Annotated in this window: 19 protein-coding genes; 10 read left to right on the plus strand and 9 right to left on the minus strand. The window is 46.9% G+C overall.

Annotation, left to right across the window (positions count from 1 at the left end; genetic code table 11):
• Positions 1-450 precede the first annotated feature (450 nt).
• Together ACUYLD_RS21675 and ACUYLD_RS21680 are read left to right on the plus strand one after the other, a co-directional pair.
• On the plus strand, positions 451-2,229 hold the full coding sequence (locus tag ACUYLD_RS21675) for a M4 family metallopeptidase (protein WP_446675968.1): 1,779 nt from the start codon (positions 451-453) through the stop codon (positions 2,227-2,229).
• 466 nt (positions 2,230-2,695) lie between these two features.
• On the plus strand, positions 2,696-4,495 hold the full coding sequence (locus tag ACUYLD_RS21680; RefSeq protein ID WP_446675969.1) for a M4 family metallopeptidase: 1,800 nt from the start codon (positions 2,696-2,698) through the stop codon (positions 4,493-4,495).
• 131 nt (positions 4,496-4,626) lie between these two features.
• On the opposite strand, the gene ACUYLD_RS21685 is transcribed toward ACUYLD_RS21680, so the two are convergent.
• Together ACUYLD_RS21685 and ACUYLD_RS21690 are read right to left on the minus strand one after the other, a co-directional pair.
• Positions 4,627-5,406 (minus strand): WIAG-tail domain, encoded by a 780-nt coding sequence (locus ACUYLD_RS21685; RefSeq protein ID WP_254326733.1) that lies wholly within the window; start codon positions 5,404-5,406, stop codon positions 4,627-4,629.
• Positions 5,407-5,519: 113 nt separating this feature from the next.
• Positions 5,520-6,683: a glycosyltransferase family 4 protein gene (locus tag ACUYLD_RS21690; RefSeq protein WP_446675970.1), complete on the minus strand. Its 1,164-nt coding sequence runs from the start codon at positions 6,681-6,683 to the stop codon at positions 5,520-5,522.
• A 205-nt stretch (positions 6,684-6,888) separates the two neighbouring features.
• On the opposite strand from ACUYLD_RS21690, the gene ACUYLD_RS21695 reads away from it, so the two are divergent.
• The gene (locus tag ACUYLD_RS21695) at positions 6,889-8,016 is read left to right on the plus strand and encodes a YheC/YheD family endospore coat-associated protein (protein WP_254326731.1); all 1,128 of its coding nucleotides are present in this window, start codon (positions 6,889-6,891) and stop codon (positions 8,014-8,016) included.
• An 88-nt stretch (positions 8,017-8,104) separates the two neighbouring features.
• Positions 8,105-8,902, plus strand: coding sequence for an archaetidylserine decarboxylase (gene asd / locus ACUYLD_RS21700; RefSeq protein WP_061830087.1), 798 nt, complete (start codon positions 8,105-8,107; stop codon positions 8,900-8,902).
• A gap of 171 nt (positions 8,903-9,073) precedes the next feature.
• On the opposite strand, the gene ACUYLD_RS21705 is transcribed toward asd, so the two are convergent.
• Complete coding sequence (locus ACUYLD_RS21705; protein ID WP_446675971.1) at positions 9,074-9,859, minus strand: helix-turn-helix domain-containing protein; 786 nt, start codon at positions 9,857-9,859, stop codon at positions 9,074-9,076.
• 179 nt (positions 9,860-10,038) lie between these two features.
• On the opposite strand from ACUYLD_RS21705, the gene ACUYLD_RS21710 reads away from it, so the two are divergent.
• Positions 10,039-11,337: an aminotransferase class I/II-fold pyridoxal phosphate-dependent enzyme gene (locus ACUYLD_RS21710; protein WP_061830089.1), complete on the plus strand. Its 1,299-nt coding sequence runs from the start codon at positions 10,039-10,041 to the stop codon at positions 11,335-11,337.
• A 100-nt stretch (positions 11,338-11,437) separates the two neighbouring features.
• Here the strand turns inward: ACUYLD_RS21710 and ACUYLD_RS21715 are convergent, their stop codons facing one another.
• Positions 11,438-12,715 carry a sensor histidine kinase gene (locus ACUYLD_RS21715; RefSeq protein ID WP_061830091.1) on the minus strand — a complete coding sequence of 426 codons (1,278 nt, stop codon included), beginning with the start codon at positions 12,713-12,715 and terminating at the stop codon, positions 11,438-11,440.
• Positions 12,716-12,921: 206 nt separating this feature from the next.
• Between ACUYLD_RS21715 and ACUYLD_RS21720 the strand changes: the two genes are divergently transcribed.
• The gene (locus tag ACUYLD_RS21720) at positions 12,922-13,038 is read left to right on the plus strand and encodes a YjcZ family sporulation protein (protein ID WP_216637468.1); all 117 of its coding nucleotides are present in this window, start codon (positions 12,922-12,924) and stop codon (positions 13,036-13,038) included.
• A 116-nt stretch (positions 13,039-13,154) separates the two neighbouring features.
• On the opposite strand, the gene ACUYLD_RS21725 is transcribed toward ACUYLD_RS21720, so the two are convergent.
• The 5 genes from ACUYLD_RS21725 to ACUYLD_RS21745 all read right to left on the minus strand — a co-directional run bounded on the left by ACUYLD_RS21725 (position 13,155) and on the right by ACUYLD_RS21745 (position 17,937).
• Positions 13,155-14,378, minus strand: a complete 1,224-nt coding sequence (locus ACUYLD_RS21725) for an ABC transporter permease (protein ID WP_061830125.1) — start codon at positions 14,376-14,378, stop codon at positions 13,155-13,157.
• Positions 14,379-14,380: 2 nt separating this feature from the next.
• Entirely contained in the window at positions 14,381-15,127 is a 747-nt protein-coding gene (locus ACUYLD_RS21730) for an ABC transporter ATP-binding protein (protein WP_013311782.1), read from the minus strand.
• Positions 15,128-15,145: 18 nt separating this feature from the next.
• Positions 15,146-16,537, minus strand: coding sequence for a DEAD/DEAH box helicase (locus tag ACUYLD_RS21735; protein ID WP_446675972.1), 1,392 nt, complete (start codon positions 16,535-16,537; stop codon positions 15,146-15,148).
• A gap of 122 nt (positions 16,538-16,659) precedes the next feature.
• Entirely contained in the window at positions 16,660-17,439 is a 780-nt protein-coding gene (locus tag ACUYLD_RS21740; protein WP_446675973.1) for an SDR family NAD(P)-dependent oxidoreductase, read from the minus strand.
• Between the two features lie 39 nt (positions 17,440-17,478).
• Entirely contained in the window at positions 17,479-17,937 is a 459-nt protein-coding gene (locus tag ACUYLD_RS21745) for a chemotaxis protein CheX (protein ID WP_061830098.1), read from the minus strand.
• Between the two features lie 430 nt (positions 17,938-18,367).
• On the opposite strand from ACUYLD_RS21745, the gene ACUYLD_RS21750 reads away from it, so the two are divergent.
• The 4 genes from ACUYLD_RS21750 to ACUYLD_RS21765 all read left to right on the plus strand — a co-directional run bounded on the left by ACUYLD_RS21750 (position 18,368) and on the right by ACUYLD_RS21765 (position 22,270).
• Positions 18,368-19,270, plus strand: a complete 903-nt coding sequence (locus ACUYLD_RS21750; RefSeq protein ID WP_023990132.1) for a LysR family transcriptional regulator — start codon at positions 18,368-18,370, stop codon at positions 19,268-19,270.
• Between the two features lie 60 nt (positions 19,271-19,330).
• Positions 19,331-20,140, plus strand: coding sequence for a histidinol-phosphatase (locus ACUYLD_RS21755; protein WP_235308446.1), 810 nt, complete (start codon positions 19,331-19,333; stop codon positions 20,138-20,140).
• 159 nt (positions 20,141-20,299) lie between these two features.
• The gene (locus tag ACUYLD_RS21760) at positions 20,300-21,040 is read left to right on the plus strand and encodes a GTP pyrophosphokinase (RefSeq protein WP_322160344.1); all 741 of its coding nucleotides are present in this window, start codon (positions 20,300-20,302) and stop codon (positions 21,038-21,040) included.
• Between the two features lie 342 nt (positions 21,041-21,382).
• Positions 21,383-22,270, plus strand: a complete 888-nt coding sequence (locus ACUYLD_RS21765) for an NAD-dependent epimerase/dehydratase family protein (protein ID WP_446675974.1) — start codon at positions 21,383-21,385, stop codon at positions 22,268-22,270.
• Positions 22,271-22,281 lie beyond the last annotated feature (11 nt).

Below are 22,281 nucleotides of genomic sequence, written 5' to 3' on the forward strand. Positions count from 1 at the left end.
TCGACACAACAATTTTCGACTTTATTTTACATAACTTATTAATCCTATTAAATAAATGAGTTATTAGGGTCTAAAGAATCATTTTGGATAAATTTGTGACATAGATCTTCTCGTTCGTCATTCTCTGTGCTAATATCAGAGCCAGATGATGGGAGTTCAAAAAATCAACATTTGTTTTTTTTGCATAAGTCAATATTTTTCCATTATCCACCATTTTTCTATTTTCTTTTTATACGACAGGAAAGGAGGAGTTTGTCACCTTTTTAAGCTACATGCTTCATACTGCAGTACCCTCTTTTCACGTACGCTTCATGAATAACACTTCGGTATTTCTCTTCATGTTCCATTTTCTTCTATTCCAGACGACAACACGACCTACATAAATGGCGCAATGCCTTATTCAAGACAGGATGATTCATCCTGACAATAATCGAGGAGAGTGAATTTTTAATGAAAAAAGTATGGGTTTCGCTTCTTGGAGGAGCTATGTTATTAGGGTCTGTCGCGTCTGGTGCATCAGCGGAGAGTTCCGTTTCGGGGCCAACTCAGCTTACACCGACCTTTCACGCCGAGCAATGGAAAGCCCCTTCCTCGGTATCCGGGGACGACATTGTATGGAGCTATTTGAATCGGCAAAAGAAATCGTTGCTGGGTGCGGACAACTCTAGTGTACGTGAACAATTCCGAATCGTTGATCGCACAAGCGACAAGTCCGGTGTGAGCCATTATCGGCTGAAACAGTATGTAAACGGGATTCCCGTATATGGAGCTGAACAGACTATTCATGTGGGCAAATCTGGTGAGGTCACCTCTTACTTAGGAGCGGTGGTTACTGAGGATCAGCAAGCTGAAGCTACGCAAGGTACAACTCCAAAAATCAGCGCTTCTGAAGCAGTCTACACTGCATATAAAGAAGCAGCTGCACGGATTGAAGCCCTCCCTACCTCCGACGATACGATTTCTAAAGATGTTGAGGAACAAAGCAGTGTAAGCAAAGACACTTACGCCGAAGCAGCTAACAACGAAAAAACGCTATCCACTGATAAGGACGAGCTGAGTCTTGATAAAGCATCTGCCCTGAAAGATAGCAAAATTGAGGCGGTGGAGACAGAAAAAAGTTCCATTGCCAAAATCGCTAATCTGCAGCCAGAAGTAGATCCTAAAGCTGATCTGTACTTCTATCCTAAAGGGGATGACCTGCAGCTGGTTTATGTAACAGAAGTCAATGTTTTAGAACCTGCTCCACTGCGTACTCGCTACATTATTGATGCCAATGATGGCAGCATCGTATTCCAGTATGACATCATTAATGAAGCGACAGGCACAGGTAAAGGTGTGCTTGGTGATAGCAAATCATTCACCACGACGGCTTCCGGTAGTAGCTACCAGTTAAAAGATACAACACGCGGTAATGGTATTGTGACCTACACGGCCTCCAACCGTCAAAGCATTCCAGGTACCCTTCTGACCGATGCCGATAATGTATGGAATGATCCAGCCGGCGTGGACGCCCATGCGTATGCTGCCAAAACATATGATTACTATAAGTCCAAATTCGGACGCAACAGCATTGACGGACGCGGGCTGCAACTCCGTTCGACAGTCCATTACGGTAGCCGCTACAACAACGCCTTCTGGAATGGCTCCCAAATGACTTATGGAGATGGGGACGGTAGCACATTTATCGCATTCAGTGGGGACCCCGATGTGGTAGGTCATGAACTTACTCACGGTGTCACAGAGTATACTTCTAATTTGGAATATTACGGAGAGTCTGGTGCATTGAATGAGGCTTTCTCGGACATCATCGGCAATGACATTCAGCGTAAAAACTGGCTTGTAGGCGATGATATTTATACGCCAAACATTGCAGGCGATGCTCTGCGCTCTATGTCCAATCCTACGCTGTATGATCAACCAGATCACTATTCCGACTTGTATACAGGCAGCTCCGATAACGGTGGCGTTCATACGAACAGCGGCATTATCAATAAAGCCTACTATCTGTTAGCACAAGGTGGTACTTTCCATGGTGTAGCAGTAAATGGAATTGGCCGCGATGCAGCGGTCCAAATTTACTATAGTGCCTTTACGAACTACCTGACTTCTTCTTCCGATTTCTCCAACGCACGCGCTGCTGTGATCCAAGCAGCAAATGATCTGTACGGTGCGAACTCAGCACAAGCAACTGCAGCTGCCAAATCTTTTGACGCTGTAGGCGTAAACTAAATCATATACGCTATAATCCTCATATCCCGTCCATAGACCTTTGCCGTTGTGCAACTGTCACTTAGGCCTGCTCATAATGGACGAAAAAATAGGGGTGCAGTGTACAAGTCTGCGCCCCTTCCCCCCTTATTTATGGCGTCCCCTCAAAGGGGCGCCCTTTTCTTGTTCATTGAGTCCCTCTCGATCATTTTCGACTAAATAAGACAAATAAACAGTAAATCAGGGACTAAAGATTCATTTTGGGGTATTTTGTAAAATTAATCTTCTCGTTCGACAACCTCTGTGCTAATATCAGAGCCGAGACGATGAAATTGCAAAAAAATAAACCTTAATATTTTACATAAGGTCATTTTTATCCAGCTTCTTCACGTTTCAAAAGAGCAACAAGACTTACATATATGACGCAAGACTTCTTCAAACAGGGTGTTTTTTTACCTCAACATTAACTAGGGAGAGTGAGTATGAATTGAAAAAAGTATGGGTTTCACTTCTAGGAGGAGCTATGTTATTAGGATCTATAGCGCCCGGGGCCTCCGCAGCTGAAAATTCTGTTCCCGATCCGACTCAGTTTACACCAACATTCCAAACGGTGAACTGGAAGTCTCCTTCAACGGTAACCGGCGACAATTTGGTCTGGAGCTTTTTAAATCGACAACAAAAAACATTATTGAGTCTGGACGATACCCACATCGGTTCCCTTGTGCGCGAGCAATTTCGTATCGTGGATCGCACCAGTGACAAATTTGGTACAAAGCATTATCGGTTAAAACAATATGTAAACGGAATTCCCGTATTTGGAGCCGAACAGACCATCCATGTGAACAAGTCTGGCCAAATCACCTCTTATTTGGGAGCGGTCATTTCGGAAGATCAACAAGCCAATGCCAAAGAAAATACAACTCCAAAAATCAGTGCTACTGAGGCTGTATATACCGCATATGAAGATGCAGCTATACGGGTTCAATCTCTCTCCTCCTCCGTTCAAATCGTTCCTGAACCTTACGAGGATACAAGTAGTGTAAGTAAAGACACTTACGAAAAAGCATCTAACAATGAATTATCAATTTCTACTGATAAGGACTCCTTGGATTTGGATAAAGCAGTTGAACTGGAGAACAGTGAATTGGAAATGGTAGAGCCTGCATCCTCTATCCCCAAGATTGCCAATCTGGAACCAAGTGTAGACCCTAAAGCAGAACTGTACATCTATCCCGATGGAGACTCAACACGTCTCGTCTATGTAACCGAAGTTAATACTTTACAGCCCGCTCTGCTGCGCACACGTTACTTTATTGACGCTAATGACGGAAAAATCGTATTCAAGTATGACATTCTTAACGAAGTGATCGGCACAGGGCGCGGTGTATTCGGTGATACCAAAACATTTGACACAACAGCTTCGGGTAAGAAGTATCAACTAAAAGATACGACTCGTGGTAAAGGAATCCTAACTTATAACGTCCACAACACCGAGACGCTCCCCGGCACCCTGTATACAGATTCCGATAACGTATGGGAAGATCCGGCTGCGGTGGATGCCCACGCTTACGCTATCCGCACTTACGATTATTACAAGGATAGATTTGGACGCGACAGCATTGACGGGCATGGCATGGCCATCGCTTCGGCAGTCCATTACGGCGCAAAGAACTACAATAATGCCCACTGGGGCGGTACTCATATGCTTTATGGAGACGGAGACGGCACGTTATTTGCCCCTTTTAGCAGCGACCTTGAAATTGTTGCCCATGAGCTGACACACGGTGTAACCGAGCATTCATCAGGGCTCGTGTATTTCGCTGAATCCGGTGCATTAAGTGAAGCCATCTCAGATATTATAGGCAACGACATTGAGCGCACCAATTGGGATTTCGGCAAAGTCGCTTATACCCCTAATATTAAGGGCGACGCCATTCGCTCCCTTTCCGATCCTGTCAAATACGGTCAAGTCGATCACTACAGCAATCTCTATCCTGATCCTAACAACGAGGATTATGGTGGAGCCCACATTAATAGCGGTATTATTAATAAAGCCTACTATCTACTGGCACAAGGAGGCACTTTCCATGGTGTCAAGGTAGATGGAATCGGACGTGATGCAGCCGTATATATTTATTATAATGCCTTCACCAATTATCTGACTTCCACGTCTAACTTCTCCACCGCGCGAGCCGCTGTGATCCAAGCGGCCAAAGATAGTTATGGTGAAAATTCAATAGCCGTAACCTCTGCTATGAAGTCTTTTGACGCTGTAGGTGTGAGATAAGTGAAATAATATAAATTTCCCCGGTATTACAAGTCTCCCCCCCTTGTCTCTTATGTATACGGCGTCCCACTATGGGACGCCTTTTTTCTAGTATAAAGTTGATTATTGGTAATTATATTTCCGGCTTCTTATTATTGCCCCATCGCAATCCAAAGAACCAACCCTTCACATAGCGGACCTGAGTATATGCGTTCCACAGTAAGTACTGCTGAATACCTCTGACGTTGTGTGACGGATACCATCACTCCCGGTATACTCGCATTGGCAGTGATTACATACTGTGTATCTATAAAAGGCTTCTCAAATACAACGCTCACTTCACCCCTATCCGCTTGTGCGGGGAGGTGAAAAGAAATGCTCCCATATTGAGGTGAAGCTATATGATCGTCAGAAGCCTCGTCACTGGTCGCTGATCCGTCGTGAATGACATTCAGGTTTAATTCTTTCTCCGTATCGAAAGCTTGATCGATATCTTGCTCAGACAAGACCACGCGTTGCTTTGGGCGTGGTCTTCCTTCAGCAATGTGAATACTGGTTATGGAACAATCCAGTAACGAATCTTGCTCTGCCTGACCTTCCGTCGTAATAGACGATATGTTGTTATCCGTCCTGTATTCCGTATCTGACTCAGGCACAGACAACAGCAGTACAGATGCTCGATTCATCTGCATCGCTTCCTCTAGCGTTTTGGGGAGCTTATGCTTCTTCCATGCCGCTTCCTCTATAGCTTGAACCGATGTGTCCTTCTCTACGGGGGCAGGGACCGTTGCCGTTCCACGCTGGTTCGATTTATGACTGCCGGAAGTCGAAGCCGCTTTCTCTTTGTTAACACGGGGGGAGGGAACCGCATGGGAAAGGTTACGCCGTGCTGTTCTTTTATCCTTAGGGCTATGGTTCGTACGATGGTTCATGGTGACCGCTCCTTTGGCACAGGAGTGAACCAGCGGTCGCTCCGCTTCATTCACCCGGCTGGGAATCATGGCTAATGCCTATAAGATAGCCTATGCGCGTAACAGCGCCTACGTCACTCCGCTACACAGTCCGTTATGATTTGTGCCCATCGTTGTGCTGAGTGTTGCCATAAAAATCGTCTCCGTACCTCGCCAAGCCCGGCTTCTCCCATCTGTCGTCGCAAGCTTGGTTGCTGGAGCAGCCTGATGATGGCATCGGCCATTTCCTGCTCACCGTGAGACGGATACACAAGCCAGCCTGTCTCGCCGTGTTGTACAACCTCTGGAATACCGCCGATTCGTGAAGCGACCACAGGCACTCCTGCCGCCATGGCTTCCAGATTGACCAGCCCGAAGGCCTCATCCTTCACTGAAGGAACAACGGTCACATCGGCTAGCTGATATAGCGAGGCCAATGCTGGATGCGGAACATAGTCCAGGAATTGCACATGCTTCCCCAACCTTAGTTTACGCATCTGCCGATGCAACGACGCCGTGTATGGCGTGAGGCGGTCATGCCCGTAATAGGGACTACCTGCAATGAGCAGCAGTACGTCCGGGCAGGCGCGGACCACATGCCGCAGGGCCTTCAGCAGCCGGTGAACGCCCTTCCCTGGCATCAGTCTGCCCGCGAATAACATGATTTGGCGGCCTGACCAGCCGAAATCGTCCAATCGCGCCGATCTGGCTGCTTCTGCTGCTGGAGTCCACCGTGGCAGGAAATCGCCGGGATGGATACCCAGCTTGTTTATGACGATGCGCTCTCTAACGGCCTCGGGACAGTCAGAAGCTACGATTGCCCCCAAATACGCACTGTTCACGATAATGCGATCCATCGACAACAGCAGCCTGCCCATATCCTTCCGTTTGAGGTAAGGCTCCCGGATGAACGTGGTCGAATGCAAAGTCAACACAACTCGGCTATCGGGTAAAGCCTCGCGAATTGCATACGCAACTGCCGGGCGGTTGTGTACATCTACTACCGCTGGTAACCATCTCTTTAAATCAGCAATCACCTCAGAAATATAACCTGCTCCCCGCGTATAACGCATGCAGGGAATTCCGTCGACATCGCCATGATCCGGTGCCTCTTCTCCCTTTATGCCATAGATCTGCGCTTGAAGCTCATGACTAGCCAGCGGTACCATGCGGGCAATTACCCGCTCCACAGAACTGCTGCGGGGCGAAGGTATAACAAAGGAGCCCGGTGTAACGACTGCTACCTTCGGCCTCTGCATCACCTCACCTACTTTCTGACCTTATTCCAACACTCTTCAACACTCATCTTGTATCATATCGTCTGCCTCGCTGAAATGTGCCTCGCTTCTAACTTTGGGCTTACCGCAAGGCAAGCGTCCATGCCTGGCCGATCTTTGATACATATGATGGACTAGAATCACAGTATGATCAGTTGGAGTGACTACAAGGAGGGCGGACATACTCATGTTGCATGTCGGCGTCATGCTCAACCCGGCAACCTACCGGGGCATCCCCGCCATGAGGACGCGATATGAATCTATCGCCAATTACGAGGACGCCGGGTTAAGCTACGAGCTCATCCCCTGCTTTCTTCGTCTGGAGGATATTCATATAGCGACCGGAACATGCCGGGCTTATGTTAAACACGGCAACGAGTATCGGCAGATGATTCTTCCGTTGCCGCCGGTCATCCACAATCGGACTCTCTATCGGCAAAATGAAAATGCTAGAGATATCAGCAAGCTTGTACAAAAGGGGTTCTATATTTTTAATGAACAAAACCGTTTCCACAAAGACCATATACATGCAATTCTGCAGGAAGACCCTTTGCTACGCATCCATCTCCCCAAAACATTGCAAGGCAACCTTTCCTACATCCATACCTTGATGGAAGAAACCGGAGATGTTGTAATTAAACCCAGTAGCGGTAGCGTGGGTAGAGGAATTATGCGTCTGCGGCATTCCCGCGGAGGCTGGACTTTGCAATGCGCTCATCCGGCTATACCTGAGCGTTGGTCCACCCTACGTTTGAATGTCGGAGAACTCCCAATATTTCTGCACAAGCGACTGCTGCAGGTGCCTCATATCGTACAGGAAACCATACCGCTTGCTTTGTACAACAATCGTCCGTTTGATGTCCGTGTGTCGGTTCAGCGCGGATATGGCGGTATCTGGGGTGTGACAGGCATGTATGCTAAAATTGCTCCTTCCCACACCTTCGTCTCCAATGTGGCACAGGGCGGTACGGCCCGTTCCTTACTAGAAGTGTTATCACAAACAGAGACGGTTCAGACTTCGAACGTAGTTCGGCTGATGAATGAACTGGAGCGACTCTCATTACAAATCGTGCACCGACTGGCACAAACCCTTCCCCGTCTCGCCGACGTCGGTCTGGATCTGGGAATTACCCATGAAGGCAAGATTGTTTTTATTGAATGCAACGGTCGTGACCAGCGCTATGGCTTCAGCCAGGCGGGCATGCACAATGTCTGGAAAGAAACATACTCTCAGCCGATGGCTTACGCTCGTTGGCTTCTCGAACGGATGCCTTCGTCAGACACCGAACGTTCACCAGGCCGTCCACTGTATTGATTTACGTCACATTCTGTGTCAATATAGTTCAGAGCGGCCGGACAGGTTCCGGCCAAGACGGCTCGGAAATGAACAAGGGGGATCTGTAATGGCAAAACAGTGGCTGCGGCTCATGACGGAGCTATCATCGCGCAAGTGGGTGTGCCGGATTGTAGGCTCCTTCGCGCAAAGCGGTGCAAGCCGACTTTTTATCCCCACCTTTATACGTACGTACCAGATCCAGACGCATGAGGCGGAACAGGAATGGAAGGAATACCGTTCTCTAAACGCCTATTTTACACGCAAATTAAAAGCGGGCATGCGCCCGATTGATACGAACGCCGAGGTGATGACCAGTCCGGTGGATGCACGGATTACTTTCACTGGCCCAATTACGTCCGGCACTCTTTTAAATGTCAAAGGGCAGGACTATACGCTGGAAGAGCTTCTTAACCGCTCTCCGCGTCTTGAAAAATACACACACGGCTATGCTTTTGTGCTCTATCTCAGCCCGACGGATTATCATCGCATTCATGCACCAGTATCCGGTACGCTGGTAGAAAAAGAGCATCTGCGCGGCAAGGTATACCCAGTGAATGACTTCGGCTTGCAACATATGCGAGCAGTTCTTAGCCGCAATGAACGACAGATTACGTACATTGCCCACGAATATGGTGAGGTGGCGGTCGTCAAGGTTGGCGCAATGAATGTGAGTAGCATCAAATATACGGATGATAAGGCCGTCTCATGGACAAAAGGAGACGATCTCGCCTATTTCGAATTTGGATCAACTGTCGTTTTGCTAACTGAAAACGGCACGTTTGAGCCAGACCCCGCATTGAAGCTGGGGGATGCGGTGAAAATGGGACAACGTCTGGGTTGCTTTCGACATGATCCCAAAGCATAAGTGAATTTATCATAACAGGATTATAGCTACACATATGAGCATTGGGATCGGATGATGTTAAATTGCTCATATAAAAAAGGACCCGGCGTAACTGCCCGGGTCCTTTTTTGGAATTTATCCATTATATTCTTCACGCCTAAATCCGAAACAGCTTGTCCACCGTCCATAGCATTACCGGATCTCAGACGGACTTTTCCCCGTGTACTGCTTGAATTGGCGGCTGAAAAAAAAGATGTCACGGTACCCCAAAGCCTCTGCCACCTCGGTCACATTCATTCCGGCATGTAGTAATAGATGCTGTGCGCGCTCAATCCGCATGCTGATAATATGAGATTGCGCGGAAACACCCAGCAGCTCCTTGAATTTAATCGAAAAATAACGCGGTGACAGCCCCGCTCGTGCAGCCAAATCCTCGACGCGATGAGGAAGTCCCGGATGCTGACGCACGTAGTTGGCCGTTTCTCGGATGACCTCGGTGAGCTGGTTACTGGCTTGTTGCTCCTGAGGCTCCTTGCGGTCCGCACGCAGTAGATGAATCATCAGTTGTTTCAGGATCAGCTTGCCTTCCTCGTCAGCTCCGTAAGCACGCTCTAGGCGTAGTCTAACGTATCTGGCAAGCATATGCTCTACTTCGAACGTTTCCTCCAACATACGGTAGCTTGCAGGAATTAGCTTTGGTTGTTCGATAAGATCAAAATGAATATAGGTAAGTATGAGCGGCTTTTGCGGGTTATGCGTGGCACGGGTATCATCCCCCGGCTTGAACAGGAAGCAACTCCCCTTGCTCACCGGATACGACGTCCCGTTTAAGACCACTGTTCCTTCTCCGCTCCATACATAAAATAAATCATAGTTTGGTATCGGCTTCTCGCGTACCTGCCACTTCCAGCCCGGCTCGCACACAATTTTGGCGAAAGCCGACAACAGGATAAACGATGACGCAGATGTATCCAGCAAAATCTGCACCTCCTTTTGTTAATCTTTGGTTGTCCTCTATCCCGTTAATTTATAATATAAGCTCAGCGCCGTCATTAAGCAAAAAAATGCGCTTTTATGTTCCAGATGCTTTTGCGTGACGCTTACCGTGTGTAATGCTATAATATGTAATCAAAATGACTTGGAAGGATGAAACGGGAATGAATCCACTGGCAGCGCAGTTAAACCAAAACATTCAGACAGGCAACGAGCATGTATATCAAATGCTTTCTCTTTTAGGGAAAGAAATTTATTTCCCAAAAGAAGGGATTTTGAGTCAATCCGCAGAAGCAGGGAAGCTTGCTAAAAAGTACAACGCTACGATTGGCATTGCTACAGAAGGCAATGGTCCTATGCATTTGGAGGTCATTCAGGAAAAGCTGTCCGCTTACAATCCCAAGGATCTATACCCTTACGCTCCCCCTGCGGGCAAACCTGAACTACGTAGTGTATGGCGCGACAAAATGCTGAAGGAAAACCCTTCGTTGGCTGGAAAAAGTTACGGCCTTCCCGTAGTGACGAACGCGCTGACCCACGGTTTGAGCATCGTTGCCGACCTGTTCACGGATGAAGGGGATGCTGTTATTTACCCAGACAAAAACTGGGAAAACTATGAGCTGACTTTCGGTATTCGCCGTCATGGACGTTTGGTGAATTTCCCGTTGTTCACAGAGGATCAACGTTTTAATAGTGAAGGATTACGCGACGCGCTACTGGCACAGAAAGAATACGGCAAAGCGATCGTTGTGCTGAACTTCCCGAATAACCCGACAGGCTACACACCGGGAGTCGAAGAGGGTAAAGCGATTGTTGCTGCTATCCAGGAAGCCGCGGAAGCAGGCATCAATGTCGTAGTTGTGACGGATGACGCTTATTTTGGTCTGTTCTTCGAGGACTCCCTGCATGAATCACTATTCGGTCAGTTAGCTGGACTTCATCCGAGAATTCTACCAGTCAAAATTGACGGAGCTACCAAAGAAGAATTCGTTTGGGGCTTCCGTGTCGGATTTATTACCTTTGCTTCGGAACATCAGGATGTACTGAGCGCACTGGAACAAAAAACATTAGGGATTATCCGGGCAACGATTTCGAGCGGTCCTCACCCATCTCAAACCTTCGTCCTGGATGCCCTCAAGTCAACGGACTTTGAACAACAGAAGAAAGAAAAGTTCCAGATTATGAAGGGTCGGGCTAATAAAGTCAAAGCGTTACTCGATAGTGGAAAATACGGAGATGTATGGAGCTACTATCCTTTCAATTCGGGTTATTTTATGTGCCTCAAGCTGAACGGCTTGTCCGCTGAACGACTGCGCACACATTTGCTGGAACAATATGGGGTAGGGACGATTGCGCTGGGTGAATATGATCTCCGAATCGCATTCTCATGTATCGAGGAAGAGTATCTGGAAGACCTGTATGACATTGTTTACCGTGGCGCACAAGATTTGTTGAACGCCTAATATGTGACAGATTAAATATACATCATTAGCGGTATGCCGGATGTTGCGGCATACCGCTTTTTAATGAGCTGAACCATTGTAAGTCACACTTCGCAACAAACTATCCTTCAGCAGCGAGCAAAGATTTCTGTGCGAGTGGCAGCAGGATGACTACCTCGGTTCCGACTCCCGGCTCACTCTCATAGTGTATACTTCCGTTCATAGCTTCAATGATTCGAAAGGAGACGACCGTTCCCAGTCCCGTTCCTACCTCTTTGGTTGAAAAAAACAAAGTACCCACTCGCTCCAGATGCTCCTGACTCATGCCTTTTCCCGTATCCCTAATATGCAGACATGCCTTTTCTTCCTGAATCGCCAGCTTTATGTATACCCTGCCCCCATCATCCGCAGCTTCGATCGCATTTTTCGTCACATGTATTAACGCCTGTAACAGCTGATTACGATCCATATGTACGTATATTTCATTCCTTAGCTCAGTATACAGTCTTACGCCTTGCTTGGTCGCCATCGGTTTCAAAAGCAAAACAATCTGTTGAACCATGCCAGACAAATCCATCAGCTCTGTGTTCCCAATCTGTGGTCTGGATAAGTTCAGATAGTCGCTAATAATTCTTTCAGCCCGATCGACCTCTGCTAGTGCCAAAGCAATATATCTGCGATTTTTCCCTTCTAGCCCTGACTGAACCATTTGCAGGAACCCTTTAACCACGGTCAACGGATTCCTTACTTCATGAGCCATAGAGGCAGCCAGTTCACCTAAGGTATTCAGATGCTCAGCATATTTAATCTTTCTTCTCATTTCTTCCCGTTCCAAACTAAACTCCATCCAGAAAGAGGAGGCTCCAATGCTTAGGAATTGAATCACACCGAACCAGAGTATTGCCCGGATCAGCTCGACCTCATCCTTATCCAGCCTGCCATTGGCCCAGGAATGTATTAACAAAAATATAAGCATGGCAATATTGGTCCATATACTCATTAGCATATTCATGCCCACCCGAAGCAACATACTATTGAGCTGCATAAACTTTCTTCTCACCAAGAGAGGCCCCAAATAACACAACATCATGCTGGGAAAGCTCACCACCATAGACTCTGGATCTATATACATACGAGCCATCACCATCAGCGTTATATTCAGAAGCCCTGCCTTTGGACCAAAATATAAAACAGAAAGGATCAGAGGAACATATCGAAGGTCCCAATATAATCCATACCAAATGTACGAAAACATAATGCAAAGCACAGAAGACACACCCAGAACCCCTCCCATAAGCAACGGGGTATGTTTCCTATGCCGATGATCTGACAAAGCGCTATATACCAATAACGGTACAAACACAAGAAATATGTTCACGAGCAGCTTATCTACCAGCATCTCGTCTTTCCCACTTTCCAAGTGATAATGACTACGTACTTCTTCTATTCTCGATAATACGTGTCTTTTCCTCTATCCTCCCCTACATCTGATGAAAAATATAAGGCGATTCAGCAACATACCTGAGCATTGGCCCACGCAATCTGAAAATCCAATTCATAAGATACGATGTATCCTTTATCACAATGACCGAGAGGAGAATGAGCATGGGAGCAGAAGAAACAAGAGGCGGTTACGGTGGTTACGGCGCATTCACAAGCACAGGAACAATTCTGGTACTGTTCATTTTATTAGTTATCATCAGCAAAACGCTCTTTATATAAGCAGGCGGAAATCTGCACCCACGGCTACGATAACAGCGAGCGTACAAAAAAGGCTAATTCGCAGACAGCTCTTGCTGCTTGCGAATTAGCCTTTACTTTATTCACATAGATACAAATTACACTTCTTCCTCATCCTGACCGTCCAAACGCCATTTTTTGGCTTGAGCGCCTCGTAACAAGAACACTACTGCAACTCCCCCAAGCAGCGTGAGCAGTGTAGACAGTAGATCTTCCGTTCCTTTTGCCAGAAAAGGAAGCCACAGAACCACAGCAGCCGGCAACGTCAACCGAACAACAAAGTCGAGAAAAGACGCACGACGACTATGCGCAGGAATCGGATATAACTGAAGCCACAACGAATCCTTGTGATACTGCTTTAGTGAAGTAACCTGTACACCAATGAGGAATATGAAAAATAAATATACTGCAATCCCAATCCAGCTAGCATGGGTGATATATATAATTAACAACCCCAGAATTCCAAGCCGAATGACAATACCTGCTGGCTCTGTACGCAGGAATGTCTTAAACAGCAGGTAACGATACGCTCCCCTTCTGTTCCAAGGTATGTTACCTCCCAACCAGGACAGCCAACGACGTGGCGTCACTCTCTGCGTAAGGGCGGGCACATCGACAAACCAGCCCAAAGTGCGCATCACCCGAGCAGCCTGCATACCCTCTGTACGAATCAGCTTTTCCCAAGCCACTAGCAGCTTGACCGGAAAACGCAGAACAAGCACGTACACCACACCGACCAATATGATAAATGGCACGCTGTGTAGTGGAGGCTGCCATAGCCATGCGGCTACCATCAGCACAGCCAACACCCACCGAAGCAGACGATAGCCTACACTCCCGCCAATCGATACCATGCGAAGCTCTTGCCAGCCGCCGTAACTGAATAGCAGCTTTAACAGCACAAACAGTAGCAGGGTCAGTAGCAACGGCTTAGGCGCCGCATCACTGCGAATATACAGCGGCCACACGATAATAGACAGCAATAGCAAACCGAATATTTTATACACCACACCCCGAATCCGGCTGGCCTTAAAATAATGGTGCATCGCGTGCTCCTGTGGACGGAGGAAAACAATATCCGCTGCGTTTAAATACGTACGAAAGCTCGCATGAGCAATCGGAATAGCCACAATAAGCATGATCCAGCGGATGGGCAAATCCGGTGGAGTATGCATTAGTAGCGACGTGTACCATGCGGCAAAGGCAATCAGCGCAAAGCCGAAGACCACCGCCAGACCGCTTTGAATGACATAGCCCAGATAGGGCAGCACCTGTCCCCAGAACGCTACACGTCTTTCTTTATGCAAACGTTGCAAATCCATGCTCATTCCCTGCCCTGTACCAGCTCATAAAATGCATCTTCCAGCGGCATGCCCGGCTTACCCGCCTGTGCTGTCACTTCGTCCAGCGTACCCTGTGCAATAATGGCACCCTGATGAAGTACAATGAAACGATCACAATAATTTTCAATCGTGGACAAAATATGAGAACTGAGCAGAATGGACGAACCCGAACGCTTCATCTCTAACATAAAGTCAAGCAGGGAACGAATACCCAGCGGGTCCAAACCCAAAAAAGGTTCATCTATGACATACAACGGCGGTCCCGCTAAAAATGCGCACATAATCATCACTTTCTGGCGCATCCCTTTAGACAGATGCATCGACATACTCCCACTTTTATCCCGCATACGGAACAAGTCCAGCATTTGATCACTGCGCGTGCGGAAATCTGCTTCGCTAACTCCGTACGCTCTGGCCGTGAATTCCATATGCTCCATCACCGTCATTTCAGGATACAGCTCTGGAGATTCAGGTACAAAAGCAATGGCTCCCTGATATTCCTCGGGATTCTCATCCTGCTTATGCCCCTGCACACGAATTTCTCCGGCCTGCGGTGTCATCAGGCCCAAAATATGCTTCATGGTCGTACTTTTCCCGGCACCGTTCAGACCGATCAGTCCTACCATTTCGCCCGGTTTCACATCCAGCGAAATCTGATGCAGCACCGGGCGCTTGGCGCTATATCCGCCGGTCAGTCCGTTAATTTGCAACACAGGCTGTTGTTCCATGGCTTCCCCTCTTCTCCCTTACTCGTTCGGTTTTGATCCTTTTTCCTTCAGCCATCTTGGTGCACCCTTGTTTTTGCGATCACGCTCGCGCTGTGCTTTTCCTGCTTTGGACAAGGCTGCTCCTTTGCTCTTGCCTAGAGCTGAACCGTTCGCGGAATTTCTGCCAGGACGTCCGTTTTCGGCACGAACAGGTGCCTTACGGTTCTCCGCCGATGCTCCATTAGATAAGGATCTAGCCTCGGATGGTCTTACAGGTGCACGCTTGGCATCCGCCGGACGCGGCACAACTACTCGACCTCCATGCAACGCACGCTCTGCGATGTCAATGCCCAGTTCACGGGAGAACTTGCGCATGATGAACGTTTCACGGTCGGTGACAACCGATGCCACTAATCCTTTGCGTCCCATCCGTCCTGTCCGTCCTGCACGGTGAACATAAGCTTGACTATCCGTAGCCGGGTCAAAATGAATGACCATTTCAAGTCCCTCAATATCCAGACCACGAGCTGCCACATCCGAAGCGACCAGTACTTTGAGCTTGTCCTCGCGGAATTTGGCCAACACGTTGCTACGCGTAACTTTATCCGCATCTCCATACAAGGACGCCGTAGTCAGCCCCATATGCTTGAGCTTGGCTTCAATCTCCCCGATGGCATTGGTCGTATTCACGAACACCAGCGCTTTTCTCGGATTAAAATGACGCACCAGACGGCGCAGCATATCCACCTTATCCCGTTCTTCAGATACAAAGTAATAGTGTTCCAGTCCACTGGCCGTCTTCTGGTCGGGATCAATCCCAATTTCTACGTATTCACGCATCTCCCGTTTTGCCAGCAACTGAATCTCATCGTTCAGCGTTGCGGACAGGAATACCAATTGACGATCACGTTGGGCGGTGCCCAATATGTTGGTTACATCGCCTGCTCCACCGAGCTGGAACATCTGATCCACCTCATCGATGACGATGGCTGTAATATTGTGCATTTTCAGCTTTTTCGAAGCGATGAGTTCCCGTACACGTCCTGGTGTACCCACGACAAGCTGTGGATGATCCTTGAGCTTTTCGATTTGACGTTTGATAGCCGCCCCACCAATCAGACCGAGTACACGGATTCCGCGATGCTCTCCGTAGCGCTGACCCTCACGTACAATTTGCATAGCGAGCTCCTGGCTTGGAGCTAGTATCAGCTTTTGCGTAGCCTTTTTCTGTGGATCAATCGCTTGCAACAGCGGCAACAAATAAGCCAATGTCTTACCTGTGCCAGTTTGCGAGCGTGCCAATACATGCTTTCCCTTCATTATTTCCGGTATAGCCTCTGCCTGAACTGGCGAAGGCTGTGTAATTTCATGCTCAGTCAGTTTGTCCAACAGATCTTGTTCAACGCCGAGCGATTCAAAATTCAATGTCATGAAAAGGTCCAACCCCTATACGTAAATTCGTTACTCTCCATTATATGCGAAAATAGCCCTGTTACCAAATCACAAAAATAAAAGATGTCCCTCACCATAGCTAATGGCTTACGGGACATCTTTTATTTCTTATTCATCACACCATGACCCAGCCTATCGGTCAGTCTGGGAGCTAACTGATACAGCTTGAGAAAAGGAGATACCCACCGTGGCAGATTAACCTCCTCCTTGCGAAGCTCCATCGCTCTTACGATATGCCGTGCTACCTTATCTGGTTGTAGCATAAACCAGCTTACATTTCGAACATATCCTCCTGAAGGATCTGCCAGCTCAAAAAAGGGTGTGTCAATCGGCCCCGGATTAATCGTCGTTATAGTCACTCCACTCCCGCGCAACTCTTGCCGGAGCGCATTGCTGAAACCGAGCAACGCATGCTTCGTCGCCGTGTAAGAAGACGATTTGGCTGTCCCGATTTTCCCGGCCATTGATGCTACATTGACAATCTGTCCATGGCCCCGCTCTGTCATTTGCGGCAGAAACGCCTTGATGCAGCGAACAACACCCATGTAGTTCACGTCCATCATTTGTTCAAACTCCGTCAGATCGGTTTCATTAAAATACTCGAACTTTCCGTAGCCCGCATTGTTAAGCAATATATCGACCCGTCCGTACTGTTCCAATACTCGTGCAGCAACAGCCTCTACCTGCTCCTGGTGGGTGACGTCCAGTTGGATAAGCTCATGTCTGCCGCTGATTCCCGCAGATACTTGCTTCAGTCGCTCCTGCGAGCGTGCTGTTAAAATAGGAATCGCGCCCTTTTCGCTTAACAACTGAGCGCAAAGGGCGCCAATCCCACTAGATGCACCTGTAATCACAACTATCTTGTCCTGTAGTATACTCACGGTCATCCCTCCGCATTAAAGAAACTTGCTCCTTTAATATTAAGAGATCATCACCTGAATATCCAGCTCACCGATTCCTTCCACCGTAAGCGGAATATAAAGGGCACGCTGAGGCACAAAAGTGGTCAAGTTTTCTGATTTCATGACCTGCGGAGGCGTAATATCCACAACAATTCCCTGACTGGACAAAATCGTACTGGCATTCCCACTAATCATATTGCCCAATTCTGAAATTGCGCTTTTTCCCATCTCATCAATTTCAGTCAACACAAATCCGCCCATCATCGCTGATACCATACGTAGCGCCACCTGTTCATTCAGGCCGAACACAATATTTCCGCTAAGCTGTCCGGTCATCCCGATCATAATCCAGATGTGGTCGTCCACCAGCTCGACATTTTTCACACCAAGATTTCCGGGTGAAGGAGATACTTGGATCAATTGTTCAATGACCCGTCGCGCCGACTCCAAAAAAGGATTTATCACTTCTGCCTTCACGATCAAAGCGCCCCTTTACGATGGGCTTTTAGACACACAACAAAAGTCCCATTTAAATTAGAATTTTTTAATTAAATATTACTGTAAAACGAATCGATCCTCAATAAAATGCTCTCTATATCACTTATCGACAGCTACCCGGTAATTTTTTATAGCTAAATCACAAAAAAATGTGAATAATGTCCTATATCTTTACTTCTTACCGGTTTTAGATTGATTATTTTTGAAGGATATCAGGACTTTAGTCTTTATTTCCCAATATACCACACTTTAAGGTGCTCTGCTTCGATTCATTGCCCTTCCTGCTCGAATAACCTATAATTTAATGAAATAAAGCATAACAACGGTTTTACATATGAACCTATGGATTGGCTAAAAATATTCATTCTATACAGCTGCGACAAGATTAAGAAAAGAGAGGAGGAACTTCATGAACATCAGTCAACTTGAAACACTTATCATGATTTCCAAAACGATGAGCTTCCGCAAAGCCGGAGAACTTCTCAATTTGACGCAGCCGGCGGTGTCCGCTCAAATTAAAAGTCTAGAGGATGAGTTCAAAACCATTCTGATTGACCGCAACCAGCCTGTCACCCTGACCGACAGGGGAGCTGTTTTTTTGGAACACGCCGAGCGCATATTAGAGGTTGTTGAGGAATTAAGACAAAAATTATACGATCTAAACGAAACACCGCAGGGCCACATTGCGCTGGGCACCACAACATCCATCGCTATTCAAATTTTACCGCGCGTGCTTTCCTACTTTCAGGATCAGTTCCCTCTCATCAAAACCTCCATTCAATCCATGGCTTCCTCAATGATTTATCAGCAGGTGGAGAACGGACTTATTGATGTTGGCATCGGTTATCTGATTGAACGTAATCCCAATTTAAGCACTTCGGTTCTGTACTACGATTCCTTTGAACTAGTCGTGTCTCCTACTCATCCACTGGCCTCACAACCACATGCTACCATTGAAGCCCTTCGGGAAATTCCGCTGATTCTGCTCTCTCCCGATACGGTGGGACGAAAATTCGTGGATGATGTATTTAAAAAGCACCAAATCGTACCTCATGTCGTGATCGAGTTGTCCAGCAGTGAGGAAGTCAAACGGATGGTCGAAATTAATCTCGGTGCTGCCATTATTTCCAGACTGTCGGTCACTTCTGAACTGCGTGCAGGCACATTAAAAATGATCCATATTCCCGAGCTGGAAGTTAGTCATCCGGTAGGAGTGATTTATAAATCCGGCCGATATCTAAACTCAGCCATGCAGCAATTTTTAAGTGATCTGAAGGGGATGCCGGAGACGAATTTCACCAGTTCTGAATAACGTAATTCGCTATGAACACCATACGAAATATAAACCCTGATTACGAAAGGAAGACAGGCTATGAAATTTGATCTGCACACCCATCATTTCCGCTGCGGTCATGCAGACGGAAACATTCGAGATTACATTGAAGCAGGCATTCAGTCGGGCTTACAAGCGATTGGTATTTCGGACCATTCCCCTTTCCTGGGCAGCGAACAGGATCAGGCTTTTCCTAAAATTTATATGGCTAAGTCACAGCTTGCTGAATACGTTGAAGAGGTACAACAGCTTAAAAAGGAATACGAAGGCCGTATTGACGTGCTCCTCGGATTGGAAACGGATTATTTTCCTGATTTTGCTGAATTATATCGTTCCACTCTGGCTCCTTATCCATTTGATTACCTCATTGGGTCGATTCACAATGTCGAAGGGAACAGCATTTTTAACCGTAACCGTTGGAACAAATTAAGCGACGCTCGTAAAATCGAGGTCAAACAAGCCTACTATGCGCTCATTCAGGAATCTGCGCGAAGCGGCATGTTTCAAATTTTGGGTCATATTGACGCAATGAAGGGAAACTTTCCTGCCTTTTCAGACATTCCTGCCGATGAAGCCATTGATGAAACCTTGCAGGTAATTGCGGAATCCAATGTGGCGATTGAAATTAACACTTCGGGTAAAACCAAGCTGAGTGGTGGATGGTACCCGTCTGCTTCTATTTTAGAAAGAGCGCACCATTTTGGTGTGGAGGTTACTTTTGGTTCGGATGCCCATAAGCCTTCGCGGGTAGGCGATGACTGGGAAGAAGTAAAGGCAATGCTGAAGGATATCGGCTTCCGGGAATGGGTCTATTTTAAAGAAAAACGTAAAATTCCTGTGGCGCTTTAAAATTTGTTTAAGTTGGGGATCGCCGCTCCGCAAATCATTTGATCTTACGAACGCTGCTGCAATGGGATTGTTGGGGATTATAATTTATAAGGTGATAATTCCATTGCAAAGGCGAACGCTTAGCAAGATTATGACATCTATGTGTGAGGAGAATTACATATGCACTTGGAAGATCCTATGGGCAAGCTTAAAAAGCTAAAGCATGACATCACGCGATTTATGCTCATCTATAAATTTGCGCTCGACGAAATGGAAACCAAGATTGAAATATTAAAGCAGGAATTTCAAGCATTGCACGATTACAGCCCTATTGAGCATACCAAATCACGCCTTAAATCTCCTGAGAGCATCATGAATAAAATGATTCGTAAAAATAGCGAGTTATCGCTGGATGCTATCAAAGATCATATTAAGGATATCGCAGGTTTGCGTATTACTTGCTCTTTTATTTCTGACATTTATGATGTCAGTAACATGCTTCAGAGACAAAGTGACTTGAAGGTACTGGAAATTAAGGATTACATCAAGAATCCCAAGCCGAACGGTTACCAGAGCCTGCATTTGCTGGTTCAAGTTCCTGTATTCATGTCGGATTGTGAGGAGCTAGTCTGCGTAGAAGTGCAAATTCGAACCATTGCGATGGATTTCTGGGCCAGCCTAGAGCATAAAATCTTTTATAAATACAACCAGTCTGTGCCCGAAAACCTGACACGTGAATTAAAGAACGCAGCAGATTCCGCTAATGCTCTCGATCTTCAAATGGAGCGACTGCATCGTGAAATTAAGGAGATTAAAGACGCTAGAGGTGAAGAGGACTCCATAGAGGAGCTTCGGAAGATTATGATTAATAATCAGCAAATTACGGTGCCGGCCAATTTCTTGAAGCTTCTAGGAGAGTAAGATTAGGCGGTGCTCCACCACTATGCGAATGATTTGATCTTATGATCGCTGTTGCAACGGGATTCACTGGATGGTATAAGCCCTTTAAAGGGTAGAATCCCATTGCTAAGGCGAACGCCTGCGCTTCTCCAGATTCAAATTCTACACTCCTGTTCAAATTCATCTGACCCCTCAGGTCATGCGACTCCACTACAGCCTATGATCCTCCTCTTTTTACTTAATTGTTAGATGAACTATGTAACTAAGAGCACTTCATCAAACTCTTTTCATTCGCCCTGTATCCTTAACAGTCATTATTTCGTCTACCTTAATAAAAACAAACTTATAAGGAGTGATGTAAGTATGAAAAAGATACTTGTTTTGGGTGGAACGCGCTTTTTTGGCAGGAGACTGGTGGAACGTCTGCTGGAGAGTTCCGAGAACTCCGTTACCATCCTCACACGGGGCCAAGCAAGCGATTCGTTTGGTGACCGCGTTAAGCGAATCTATGCAGACCGTACCGATCGGCAAGCGCTCGCTGAGGCGGTAGGTGAGCAAGTGTGGGACGTTGTTTATGATAATATTTGCTTTTCTCCAGATGAAGCCAGCGAAGCCTGCCGCATTTTTGATGCTAAAGCTAAGAGGTATATTGTGACCTCCAGCCTATCCGTCTATGATTCGAGCCCGGAAGTGCTGACAGAGAGCATCTTTGACCCTCAGGCTTACCCGGTTCGCAAGGGCGGGAAGGACGATTTTACATATCAGGAGGCTAAACGGCAGGCAGAAGCAGTTTTTATGCAGCAAGCTACATTCCCTGTAGTTGCTGTTCGTTTTCCGATTGTATTGGGGACAGACGATTATACGAAAAGACTTCATTTTCATATCGAACATGTTCGTGAAGGAATAGAAATCGGAGTCCCTAATTCCGCAGCACAAATCTCATTTATTCGTTCCGATGAAGCCGCAGATTTTCTGTTTTGGCTTGGTCACACTCCTTTAACAGGGCCTGTAAATGCTTGCTCCGACGGTACAGTGAGGATTGGAGAGATCATTTCGATCATTGAGCAGGTAACGGGAAAACAAGCTGTGATGAAAGAAAAAACAGCAGACGAGCACATGTCTCCATTTGGTATTACACAATCGTGGTACATGGATACGTCCAAAGCCCAGTCAGAGGGGTACTCATTTCTCTCCCTACATGAATGGCTTCCAGAACTGGTAACCAGCCTGCACCGTTCTTATAAATCATAAAAAAAGAGGAC

The organism is Paenibacillus sp. SER-28, from assembly GCF_052906305.1.

Coding starts and splice junctions, on each gene's coding strand:
- ACUYLD_RS21755 (WP_235308446.1), top strand. CDS start 19,331: ATGAAATTTGATCTGCACACCCATCATTTCCGCTGCGGTCATGCAGAC.
- ACUYLD_RS21720 (WP_216637468.1), top strand. CDS start 12,922: ATGGGAGCAGAAGAAACAAGAGGCGGTTACGGTGGTTACGGCGCATTC.
- ACUYLD_RS21695 (WP_254326731.1), top strand. CDS start 6,889: ATGTTGCATGTCGGCGTCATGCTCAACCCGGCAACCTACCGGGGCATC.
- ACUYLD_RS21710 (WP_061830089.1), top strand. CDS start 10,039: ATGAATCCACTGGCAGCGCAGTTAAACCAAAACATTCAGACAGGCAAC.
- ACUYLD_RS21715 (WP_061830091.1), bottom strand. CDS start 12,715: ATGCTGGTAGATAAGCTGCTCGTGAACATATTTCTTGTGTTTGTACCG.
- ACUYLD_RS21675 (WP_446675968.1), top strand. CDS start 451: ATGAAAAAAGTATGGGTTTCGCTTCTTGGAGGAGCTATGTTATTAGGG.
- ACUYLD_RS21735 (WP_446675972.1), bottom strand. CDS start 16,537: ATGACATTGAATTTTGAATCGCTCGGCGTTGAACAAGATCTGTTGGAC.
- ACUYLD_RS21760 (WP_322160344.1), top strand. CDS start 20,300: ATGCACTTGGAAGATCCTATGGGCAAGCTTAAAAAGCTAAAGCATGAC.
- asd (WP_061830087.1), top strand. CDS start 8,105: ATGGCAAAACAGTGGCTGCGGCTCATGACGGAGCTATCATCGCGCAAG.
- ACUYLD_RS21730 (WP_013311782.1), bottom strand. CDS start 15,127: ATGGAACAACAGCCTGTGTTGCAAATTAACGGACTGACCGGCGGATAT.
- ACUYLD_RS21765 (WP_446675974.1), top strand. CDS start 21,383: ATGAAAAAGATACTTGTTTTGGGTGGAACGCGCTTTTTTGGCAGGAGA.
- ACUYLD_RS21750 (WP_023990132.1), top strand. CDS start 18,368: ATGAACATCAGTCAACTTGAAACACTTATCATGATTTCCAAAACGATG.
- ACUYLD_RS21685 (WP_254326733.1), bottom strand. CDS start 5,406: ATGAACCATCGTACGAACCATAGCCCTAAGGATAAAAGAACAGCACGG.
- ACUYLD_RS21690 (WP_446675970.1), bottom strand. CDS start 6,683: ATGCAGAGGCCGAAGGTAGCAGTCGTTACACCGGGCTCCTTTGTTATA.
- ACUYLD_RS21725 (WP_061830125.1), bottom strand. CDS start 14,378: ATGGATTTGCAACGTTTGCATAAAGAAAGACGTGTAGCGTTCTGGGGA.